The 10,224-nt window shown below is 54.2% G+C and carries 9 protein-coding genes; 4 read left to right on the forward strand and 5 right to left on the reverse strand.

Translation table 11 applies throughout. The features are described 5' to 3' along the window. A partial coding sequence (locus ACK4S7_RS12435; RefSeq protein ID WP_409647368.1) for an ATP-binding protein occupies positions 1 to 1,516 on the forward strand: 1,516 nt, incomplete at its 5' end. On the opposite strand, the gene ACK4S7_RS12440 is transcribed toward ACK4S7_RS12435, so the two are convergent. The 4 genes from ACK4S7_RS12440 to ACK4S7_RS12455 all read right to left on the reverse strand — a co-directional run bounded on the left by ACK4S7_RS12440 (position 1,508) and on the right by ACK4S7_RS12455 (position 5,330). Beyond that, positions 1,508 to 2,131: a PilZ domain-containing protein gene (locus ACK4S7_RS12440; protein ID WP_409647371.1), complete on the reverse strand. Its 624-nt coding sequence runs from the start codon at positions 2,129 to 2,131 to the stop codon at positions 1,508 to 1,510. The two genes, ACK4S7_RS12435 and ACK4S7_RS12440, sit on opposite strands and share 9 nt — an antisense overlap. Positions 2,132 to 2,172: 41 nt before the next feature. Next, positions 2,173 to 2,628, reverse strand: coding sequence for an Ig-like domain-containing protein (locus ACK4S7_RS12445; RefSeq protein WP_409647374.1), 456 nt, complete (start codon positions 2,626 to 2,628; stop codon positions 2,173 to 2,175). 308 nt (positions 2,629 to 2,936) lie between these two features. Next, positions 2,937 to 3,362: a BLUF domain-containing protein gene (locus tag ACK4S7_RS12450; protein WP_409647377.1), complete on the reverse strand. Its 426-nt coding sequence runs from the start codon at positions 3,360 to 3,362 to the stop codon at positions 2,937 to 2,939. Between the two features lie 3 nt (positions 3,363 to 3,365). Next, positions 3,366 to 5,330 (reverse strand): putative bifunctional diguanylate cyclase/phosphodiesterase, encoded by a 1,965-nt coding sequence (locus ACK4S7_RS12455; RefSeq protein ID WP_409647388.1) that lies wholly within the window; start codon positions 5,328 to 5,330, stop codon positions 3,366 to 3,368. Between the two features lie 201 nt (positions 5,331 to 5,531). Here ACK4S7_RS12455 and ACK4S7_RS12460 point away from each other — a divergent pair, with 201 nt between their 5' ends. Next, positions 5,532 to 6,239 carry a response regulator transcription factor gene (locus ACK4S7_RS12460; protein ID WP_409647379.1) on the forward strand — a complete coding sequence of 236 codons (708 nt, stop codon included), beginning with the start codon at positions 5,532 to 5,534 and terminating at the stop codon, positions 6,237 to 6,239. Positions 6,240 to 6,279: 40 nt separating this feature from the next. On the opposite strand, the gene ACK4S7_RS12465 is transcribed toward ACK4S7_RS12460, so the two are convergent. Next, entirely contained in the window at positions 6,280 to 7,185 is a 906-nt protein-coding gene (locus ACK4S7_RS12465; RefSeq protein ID WP_409647382.1) for a B12-binding domain-containing protein, read from the reverse strand. Between the two features lie 204 nt (positions 7,186 to 7,389). On the opposite strand from ACK4S7_RS12465, the gene ACK4S7_RS12470 reads away from it, so the two are divergent. Continuing rightward, positions 7,390 to 9,828 carry a glycoside hydrolase family 3 N-terminal domain-containing protein gene (locus ACK4S7_RS12470; protein ID WP_409647384.1) on the forward strand — a complete coding sequence of 813 codons (2,439 nt, stop codon included), beginning with the start codon at positions 7,390 to 7,392 and terminating at the stop codon, positions 9,826 to 9,828. A 20-nt stretch (positions 9,829 to 9,848) separates the two neighbouring features. Next, positions 9,849 to 10,224: MFS transporter (locus tag ACK4S7_RS12475; RefSeq protein WP_409647386.1), on the forward strand; the 376-nt coding region annotated here is incomplete at its 3' end.

Below are 10,224 nucleotides of genomic sequence, written 5' to 3' on the forward strand. Positions count from 1 at the left end.
GACCGACTCCAAGACATTATCGCAGGGAAATATGCCCATGGCTCCCGGGCGATTGGTTAGAGGCGCTCTATCAAGCCCTGTTCCGATGCTTTTGATTGACGGGTCTGCCGACAATGTTGTTTTGACAGCAAATTCGAGCTTCCTTCGAATGAGCGGCCTTAAGAGTGCGCAAATTAGCGGAAGCACCCTTGCGACTGCACTTGCCGGTATCATGGACCAAAAAAGCATCCAATATGTCACCGAACAGCTGGCGCTTGCCGAACCAGCGACTTGGGAGATTGAGACCCGGCGACCAGACCAATCCGTTCAGCGTGTGGGTGTCATAAACTTTCCGATATCGGTGGCGGAACCCAATCGGCATCAGCATCTCCTGACTTTTCTTACGGCTCATGGCGATTTGCATGCGTGGCATCCCACTGCAGACGAGATACGCGCGCTCTACATGCATACGCCTGGTTTTATTGCCATGACCGAGGGGCCGGAACATCGGCTCACCTTTGCCAATGAATCCTACAAGCAATATGTCGGAAGGCGGCAGCTGGAAGGCTTAACAGTTGTCGAAGCAATGCCTGAAACCGTGGAGCAGGGCTTTATCGAATTGCTCGACAACGTATTTGAAACTGGCATCCCCTATCATGGTAGGGCAATTCCGTACGAATTCCCGGATCCGGAAAGCGGTGAAATAACGCGGCGTTATGGTGACTTTGTCTATGTCCCCGTCCGAGATGCGAATTCAAACATCGTGGGCCTGTTTTGTGAGGGACATGACATCACGAAACAGAAAGAGGCAGAAGCAGCAGTAGAAACCCTGAAAACCAAAGTTGCACATGCATCACGGGTTAACGCTATGGGCACCATGGCAACGACCATGGCGCATGAGCTGAACCAACCGTTGACAGCAATATTGAACTTTACTGCAGGTGCGCTTCGGCTGCTGGACCGTCCGGACGCTGATAGGGACGCCATTCGGCAAGCTATATCGTCTATACAGGAATCGAGTGAGCGTGCTGCCGCTATTATCCGCACGTTGCGCGACCTGACCGATCGTCGCGTCCGCGCACATGCTGAATTTCAACTCAGGCCAGTGGTTGCTGAAGCGTTGAACCTCGTCCGCAATAGCTGCTCTGTAGATACAAACTTGCAAGCGGATATTGCAGGGGACGTTACGCTGAACGCGGACCGAGTCCAAATACAGCAGGTCATCATCAATTTGGTGCGCAATGGCTGCGATGCAGTAGCGGGATTGAAGGTTCAGGATATCAAAGTTGTAGCCGTGGCGACGGATGAGGATGTCACCATTGCCGTTCGTGATACCGGGCCAGGACTTGCGGTTGAGTCGGCGCAGGACATTTTTACGTGGATGAATTCATCGAAGGAAAGCGGAATGGGTCTCGGTCTGTCCATCTGCCGCACAATTGTTGAATCGCATGGCGGCCGCATCTGGCTGGAAGATTCAAGCGACAGGGGAACGGAATTCCGTTTCTCGCTTCCGCGGACGCCTTCAGAATTAACGTAAGTCTCCATGAGTTAAATGCAGAATGGAAACAGGCGTTGCAAGCTCAATACCAACCCTGTCGCCCTCGACCCATTTTACGGTCGCATCGAATATTTTGCCATCACTTAAATTCACCAGAAGCTGCTGTTCCGGAACCATGGGGAGTTCGGTTTCGATCATCATCCCCGTTTTCGACACATTGCGGATGCGCGCGGACGATGACCAACTTGAAAGGCTGATTTTGGCTTTTAGCCGGGTGGCTGTCCGCGGCATGCGTTCTTTATGGTCCGGTAGATGGCCCAGATCGACATGCGCACATGGGGGGAGAACATCGAGTAGTTTCGAAAACTTCATCCCGAACCGGCCATCCTGAACCCATCTGATGCTGCCACTCACGTGGGTTAGGTCATCGAGACTGATGTAAGCAGGTTGGCCGACGCGCAATTCCGCCTCCGTCGTGCCGCGCAGCCCACTACGCGATATGTCTGTTACAATCAGATCGCTCTGCAACCGGACGACATGGATATGCGCGCGCAAAAGGACGCGCTGTCGGCCCTCCTTCCGCTTCGAAAGAGTGTCTGGCCGCGTTCCATCGGCCGTCATCCATATTTCGGCACTCATTATATCATTTGGCATTGGTGAACGCGCCCTCCCAAACCACGGTTCATGTGCGACTGTCACCTGACAGCGACAATAACTTTGCCGTTGGCGCGACCACCACGACCGTCACTCAGAACATAATTGATTTCATCGGCACGCGGTTGCGTGCTGTTGGGAGCATAGGCCACCAGACCATCCGAGGTGAAGGCGACGGCGCCATATTGGGCAGTCGCTTCAACAAGGATCAGAGTGTCTTTGTCTGCGTCGGTATCATTTGCGAGGATGTTGAAGGCCTGCGTAGCGTTTTTTAGAGCGACATAGTCTGTAACAGCAACGGGGTGGGAATTTCTGTCGTCCCGCGCGGCATCGTTATGGCCTTGCGCCGATACCCCGTTGATGTTTGAGCTATATCCCTGCGCGGGCAAGCATATCGTTAAGACCGCGAGCGCCATAGCTTGTGCAATGTGCGCCCGCGATCGCGCCCGAGGGATTTTCGCCGCTTTGCCGTGCATGAAGAGGTTTTTTTGTGTCATCGCGCAACGTCTTTCTCTTGACTGATCGCAGCACAAGAGATGCGCGATCCGGGAGCTTGAAGAACTGGAGTGGCGGCGGGTGTGGGGCCCGCCGCCGGTTGGCAGGGACCAGACCGCCAACAACTCCAGATAGCCGCGAAAGTGTTAACGCCTACGTGCCGGGCCTCCCCGGAAAACTACGGTATGCAATTATTAATATCGTTGTTTTTCAGCGGCAGGGACAACCGTACAGACGCCGAATTTCCTTAGGCAGATAAGTTAACAGTTCGGATTGGCGAGGGTAAGCGGGCACATCTGCTCGCGGGATATTAAACGGTGTTTGGCATTGCCAGAAACGCCGTGAAGATGTCCGTCAGCCGGTCAACGCCGCGCCGTTGATCTGATCGCGAATTGTTGCGTAACAGTCTATTGATATGTTGGGCAATAAATTGTGACTGCCCCGCATAGGCCATCTGCCAATCCGAAAATATTCGAGATGATATGGGATAATGGGCAGCGATAAACATATCTGCATACCGGTAATCCGCCTTTAACTCAGACATAACGAGCGCGAGGCAACTTGCACGGCCTTCCAGAATCTGGGCGAAATGGGTCCCAGTGAACAGCAGCGCGCCAGATACCGCGAGAGATGCATTTCGTGATCTCGCCTCCCGAACAAGTTGAGTGATCGCGAAGTCCGATCCGGCAGCCTCGATCCGGCTCTTGCTGACATAAATTAATCGCTCAAGCCGCATCGTCTATCTCACTTTTGTAATCGGAAGTGCGGCTAGGCGGGCGGATTTAAACGGAACGATGTTGGCGTTGCGGGTCATGCGTTTTACCAAATCGGCGATGTCCGGCGCTGGCCGCGCAACACCATAGAGAAAGCCTTGGCCCAAAGTACAGCCGCAAGTTCTGACAAAGGCCGCCTGTTCGTGCGTTTCAATGCCTTCTGCCACGGTCTCCATGCCGAGGCTGGAGCCCAAGCCGATAAGTGCCCGAACAATAGCTGCGTCATCGGCGCTTTTTCCGAGCCCTGATACAAATGTCTGGTCAATCTTCAAAACATGCACCGGAAACTTCTTCAAATGCGTAAGCGAAGCAAAGCCAGTCCCGAAATCATCGAGCGCAATGCGCACGCCGCGCTTTGCAAGCGTGGTCAGTGCACGCAAAACATAATGGCTGCCGCGACCAAGAAAGACGCTTTCGGTGACTTCCACTTCAACACGGCGTGGCGAAAGGCCCCGCACTTTCAAGGCAGCGAGCAGCCGTTCGGCAAAGTCATTCGCAGCAAAATCTCCGGCACATGTGTTCAAAGCAATTTGACCGAAATTTACGCCCTCGACGACCCATTTTTGCATGTCGTCGAGAATGAGGTTCATCATACGGTCACCGATGATCAGCGACAGTTCCGTATCGAGAAAGGCGGGCGCAATCATATGTGGCATGCCAAGACGGCCCGTACTTTGATCCCATCGCAGTAGCGCCTCAAACCCCGTAAGCTCTCCTGTCAACAGGTCTACCTTAGGCTGGTAATAAGGGAACAGCCGGTCTTCCCGGATCGCGCTGCGTGCGAGCGCAGTCATATGGATTTCACGCTCGAAATTAGTTTCCATGTCGGGATGGAAGTCGACTGCACATCCACGCGTTGCTTTCGCCACCCCCAGCGCCAGGTCGCCGCATTTAATCAACGCTTCCGACGTTTTCGCGTGCTCTCCATAGATGGCAACGCCAATGCTTGCGCGGCATTCAATCAGGCGACCATTATACTCAAGCTTTTCACGCAGACGCATATTCAATGAATCAACGATTGTTGCAAGATGCTTGCGCGCCTTGACAGATGTCAGCACGATGCCAAATTCGTCGCCGCCCAGGCGTGCAACGGTGTCTCCTTCACGAACAACATCGCGCAGCCGTGCCGCAAAAGCACATAAAACGGCGTCCCCCGCATCGTGGCCGAGGGAGTCATTGATCTGTTTGAAATGGTCAACATCGATGAGGATAACAGCTACGCAGGATTTATCATTTTTGGCATTGTTCAACGCCAAGGCCAACTGGGTGTGAAACATGGTGCGGTTGCCAAGATGCGTCAGGGAGTCATGTGTGGCAATCCACTGCAGTGCGGTCGCGGCTGTCCGTTGTTCCGCTGCGCGGTTGTCGCGTTCGATGATGGATCGGCGAAGTTCAAGCTGAGCCTCGACCTGCCGAGCCAGCACGTGCAATGTGAGTTGCTGTGTCACGGTAAGCCCAGCAGGGCGCGCAACAGTGTCGAGCACGCATAAAGTTGCGATGAGTGTGCCGTCCGAAGCCTGTAACGGCATGCCAGCGTAGAACCTGAGTTTGGGACCGCCAGTTACAAGAGGGTTGGCCGCAAATAGCGGATGTTGACGTGCGTCCGTCACCACGAAGATATCCGCTTGGCGAATGGCATAGGCGCAAAAGGAAACAGAAATGGGGATTTGGCGGACGCCCAGTCCCACTTCGGCTTTGAACCATTGCCGATCTTCGCAGACGAAGCTGATCGCAGCAAAGGATGTTCCGCACACGGCCGACGCCAGATTGGCGATCTCGTCAAATTCTGGCTCAAATGGCGTATCGAGGACATCATAGCCGTCGATTGCTGCGCATCGTTTCGCAATCTCTTCTGCCCGTTCAGCGGTTGAGAGATTTGGTAGGTTAAAGTCGTCGATTCCGCACAGCATATTCACGATATTTGCGCCCATCACATTTCTGAACCTAATGCCTGTAACGGGCCGATGACTATTGACGAGATCGGGAAAGTGCGGGGAGGGTGCGCAACGAACTCTTAACCTATCTGCCGGAGCCGTAACATGACGTTACGGCGCGGGTGGGAAACGTCATGTTACTTCGCAAGTGACGGAACTGGTGCCAGGGTGTTTCTACTGCCAAACTAGGGATCCCCCATGGTTACACGGTCCGACTCCGAAATCTTTAACGCCCATTGGAAACATATGCTGTCGGCACCGCCTAGCTCTCCTGTATATATTATTGATGATGAAAGTGACGTGCGTCGTTCACTGCACTTTTTGCTGTCGACTGTCGGATTGGTAAGTTGGCCATTTGCGTCGGCACAGGATTTTCTGGATAATTTTTCTGCACTTGAGCCTGCTCCCGTCTTACTAGATATCCGTATGCCGGCGGTCGATGGGCTTCAACTTTTGGCTGTCATGCGCGAGCGCGGCGTCAATTGGCCCGTCATTGTTATAAGTGCGCATGGGGATATTCAGGTCGCGGTCAAAGCCATTAAAATGGGCGCAATCGACTTTCTCGAAAAGCCATTTGACTTTGAGGCGCTGGACTCATGTCTTCAGACTGCCTTTGCGCAGCTCGCACACCTCAATGATAGCTTTACGGCACGTAATACTGCGCGTGCGGCATTTGCTTTGCTCAGTCCACGCGAGAGCGAAGTGATTAAGGTGCTTATGGGCGGAGTGCCAAACAAGGCGGCGGCCCATATGCTTGATTTAAGTGTACGGACTGTTGAAATGCACCGTGCCAATGCGTTGGCAAAGCTTCGCGTGAAGAGTATCGCTGAGGTCATTCGCCTAGCCGCTGCCGCAAAATTGGGGCCGGAAATAGCCGTGCGCCACGACCAGGAATACGCACAATAAGCGTATTCTAGCCTACGGCCTCAGGTTGCGATGTGTAGCCTTATGCTGCATTTGTCCGCCAATTTTGTGCCGAGAGGTCGAACAACTTTTGTGCCGCTAGAACGGCGGCAGGCGCATTTGGCGCGGTGGCATCTGCGCCCATTGCAACGCTGATCTGCGGATTTTGGGTGAACATCGGCCCACCAACCATGATACCGATATCCGCATTTTTTGACATTTTGCGAATATCCGCCACCACGGATTTGAGAGCAGGCAACTGACCGTCCGATCCTGCAGTTAGACCGATGACTGCAAACCAGTTGCGTTTGACCATTTCAAGGATTTGGTCGGCGTCGCCCGAATATTCGGTTTCCACGTCCCAACCAGCAGCGGAGAGCAACCGCTCGATCATCGACGCGCCAAAGCTGTGTTGGTTGCCCGGGGTCGTTGCCATTAATACACGACGCCGAGTACCTAATTGAGGCAGGGTATAAGTATCATTAAAAATCGCGAGCAGTTTCTGGAGCCGACCTACCCCAATGGTGACATCGATAAAGTCACATTCATCATTGTCCCACATTTCGCCGAGGTGCCGCGCGGTGGGCTCAAGCAATTCCACATATAACATTTCCATTGACAGTCCGCGGTCACGCATAATCGTCACGTAAGTGGCCGCGGCCTCCAGATCATCACCCAGCACGATATGTGCAAGCGCATCGATTTCAGTATCGCTAGGTCGAAGGGCGTCAATTAACGCGTCAACCGTAGGGGCGTCCGGGACCACTTCAGCATGCAAACGTAACAAACGGGGAACGATCTCGTTTGAAATTACGCGCGCAAGTACCGATTGGCGGATGCTTATATCTGGACGTTGCTGGATTTCCGGTGATATAAAATGCTTCTCGAAATGATACAGCGTTTGGCGGTCAAAAACCTGTGACGCTATCGCATTCCCCGCCCGGCCCATATCGTTCTCTCCCTAACGATCTGATGTGTTGTTATCTGCACATAACAGCAGAACAACCGGCGGGAGTCGATAGTCTAATATGCATGTCCCAATGTTCCCGATATTTGTTCCTTTTAACTGAGCCACGATGCCGCTTGATTTTGTGTCCTGTAACTGTCATCAACTAATGATAACGTTCACAAGAATTTGGTTGGAGTGGATTTGATGCGGTTTCATAGATCGATTGCATTGCTTGCCTTTGCATCGGCAGGATGTGTTTCGGTGGTCACACCATCGCAAAGCGCTGCGTTGGCGTCGTCCTCTGCCCAAGCCGTTGCAAATCCGGAAATTTGGCCAGACGCCGCCAGCCCAGCGGCAATTACCGACTCAAACACCGAGGATGCAATTACCGCGCTCATTGCAAAAATGAGCTTGGAGCAGAAGGTGGGCCAAATCATTCAGGCCGACATCAGCGCAATCAAGCCTGAAGATTTGCGCCGCTACCCGCTTGGGTCGATACTGGCTGGCGGCAACTCGGGCCCATATGGCGACGAACGTGCTAGTGCCGAAAAATGGGCTCAACTGGTCAATGCGTTTCGCGATGTGTCGCGCACGTCAGGTGCGGGCGTCCCCATATTGTTTGGCGTTGATGCCGTGCACGGGCACTCGAACTTGCCGCAGGCAACAATTTTTCCGCACAATATCGGCCTGGGCGCCGCGCGTGACGTTGAACTGATCGAGCGAATTGGGAGAGCCACGGCTGCGGAGATTTCGGGCAGCGGCATTGAATGGACCTTCGCGCCAACGCTTGCCGTGCCGCAGGATTTGCGATGGGGCAGAGCCTATGAGGGTTATTCGTCCGACCCGTCCTTGATTGCCGCTTATGCACGCGCCATGACCGTGGGCCTTCAGGGCGATCTGGTCGCGGGTTCGCCGTTGGACGCAACGCGTGTGGCTGCAACCGCAAAGCACTTCCTCGCCGATGGCGGGACTTTGGATGGCCGTGACCAAGGCGACGCACAGATTAGCGAAGAGGAACTTGTCGCAAAGCACGCGCAAGGCTATCCGGCATCCATTAATGCAGGGGCGTTGACTGTCATGGCCAGCTTTTCAAGCTGGAACGGTGTGAAGCACCACGGCAATGCATCGCTGCTAACGGACGTTTTGAAAAAGCGCATGGGGTTTGCCGGGCTGGTAGTCGGCGACTGGAATGGCCATGGACAAGTTGCAGGTTGCTCCGCGACTGATTGTCCTGCGGCGATTAATGCGGGACTCGACCTATTTATGGCGCCGGACAGTTGGAAGGGCCTGTTTGCTTCCACATTGGCTGCGGCGCGCGACGGCCGTATCCCGAAGGCGCGTCTGGATGATGCTGTACGGCGGAACCTGCGTGTAAAGTACAAGCTCGGCCTTTTGGGCGATGCACCCACGATGCGTGGACAAACATCATTGGTCGGCAAACAAGAGCATTTGGATCTGGCGCGTGAAGCCGTTTCAAAATCGCTGGTGCTGCTGAAAAATGATGACGGCGTGCTGCCCATTCGCAACGGAGCGAATGTTCTCGTCGCGGGGTCAGGCGCTGATAATATGGCAATGCAGGCTGGTGGATGGACGATCAGCTGGCAAGGCACCGATACCACAGCAGCAGACTTTACCAATGGCCAGACCATCGGGCGTGCGATTTCGGAGGCTGTCAAAGCAGGCGGGGGTGTCGCGACCATTTCGGCAGATGGCCTGTTCGACAGGAAACCTGACGTGGCTGTGGTTGTGCTCGGCGAGAAACCTTATGCAGAGTTTGAGGGCGACGTGCCTCATCTCGCTTTCCGGCCGCAACCTGCGGAAGAAGAATTAATAGCGCAGTTCAAGGCGCAAGGCATTCCTGTGGTCATCCTTTTCCTGTCCGGTAGGCCAATGTTCGCGGGCAAACTCATCAACCAAGCCAATGCTTTCGTTGCGGCGTGGCTGCCTGGGACGCAAGGACGCGGGGTTGCTGACGTGCTTGTTGCAGGAGCAAATGGAAAGCCTGTGCGTGGTTTCACAGGGCGCTTGCCTTTTGCATGGCCGGCAGATGCTCGGTCACCTATGGACGCGCCGCTGTTTCCTCTGGGCTACGGCCTTGATTACACACAAACCGGGAAACTTGCGCCCGTGAACGAAGATCCACGGGTTGATATGTCATCACTGACTATCGCCACTCATTATGTTGTGCGCGGCAAGGTACCGGCGCCTTGGAATTTGCAAATGGACGGCGCGATCAGCGCGCGCGCTGTCGATTTGTCGGCACAAGAAGACGCAAGGCAATTCACTTGGAATTCCGACGGCGCGTTTGTTGTAAACGGGCCTGCGGTCAACCTTAGCAGGCAATTGACAGAAGATTGGGCGTTGCTCATCGACTGGCGGATCGATCAGCCCGCAAGTGGACCAGTCATGTTGTCTTTTGGCGGCACAGCGCTTGATATTCAAAAATTGATGCGTGCATCACCAGCCGGCGCAGTCATGCAAACGCGTATTCCACTGCGTTGCTTTGCAGAAGCGGGGGCAAAACTAGATGTAGTTGGCTCACCCATACGTATGCAGGCAGCAAAAGGCCTTGTTGCCACAATCCGTAACGTTCATATCGAAACGACAAAAGAAAGCGCTTCGTGCCCCGGCAAAACGCGCTGAAATAAAGAGGGAGAGAGAACATGGCTTTGGCACCTGGCGCGCCTGCGTCTGCCGACACGGGCGAAACCCATATCGACGCACCACAATTGCAATTGTTCGTGATGGGGTTGTTCTTCATCTTTGGCGGGATAACCAGCCTTAACGATGTCATCATCCCGAAACTGAAAGAATTGTTCACGCTGAACTATACACAGGCGATGCTCGTGCAATTCTGCTTTTTTGCGGCCTATGCCGTTATTGGCATTCCCGGCGCGCGGCTGGTGAAGAAAATCGGTTATATGCGCGGCGCGGTAGCTGGGCTACTGACGATGATGGCCGGGTGCCTTTTGTTCATTCCCGCGAGCCAGACCGCAACATATGGCGTCTTCCTGTTTGCATTGTTCGTACTCGCAAGCG

This window comes from Sphingorhabdus sp. (assembly GCF_046292425.1).
Lineage (GTDB): Bacteria > Pseudomonadota > Alphaproteobacteria > Sphingomonadales > Sphingomonadaceae > Sphingorhabdus_B.

Bases quoted from the DNA above. Each gene is read 5' to 3' on its own strand.
- ACK4S7_RS12470 (WP_409647384.1), top strand. From the start codon at position 7,390: ATGCGGTTTCATAGATCGATTGCATTGCTTGCCTTTGCATCGGCAGGA.
- ACK4S7_RS12455 (WP_409647388.1), bottom strand. From the start codon at position 5,330: ATGGGCGCAAATATCGTGAATATGCTGTGCGGAATCGACGACTTTAAC.
- ACK4S7_RS12445 (WP_409647374.1), bottom strand. From the start codon at position 2,628: ATGACACAAAAAAACCTCTTCATGCACGGCAAAGCGGCGAAAATCCCT.
- ACK4S7_RS12440 (WP_409647371.1), bottom strand. From the start codon at position 2,131: ATGCCAAATGATATAATGAGTGCCGAAATATGGATGACGGCCGATGGA.
- ACK4S7_RS12460 (WP_409647379.1), top strand. From the start codon at position 5,532: ATGGTTACACGGTCCGACTCCGAAATCTTTAACGCCCATTGGAAACAT.
- ACK4S7_RS12465 (WP_409647382.1), bottom strand. From the start codon at position 7,185: ATGGGCCGGGCGGGGAATGCGATAGCGTCACAGGTTTTTGACCGCCAA.
- ACK4S7_RS12450 (WP_409647377.1), bottom strand. From the start codon at position 3,362: ATGCGGCTTGAGCGATTAATTTATGTCAGCAAGAGCCGGATCGAGGCT.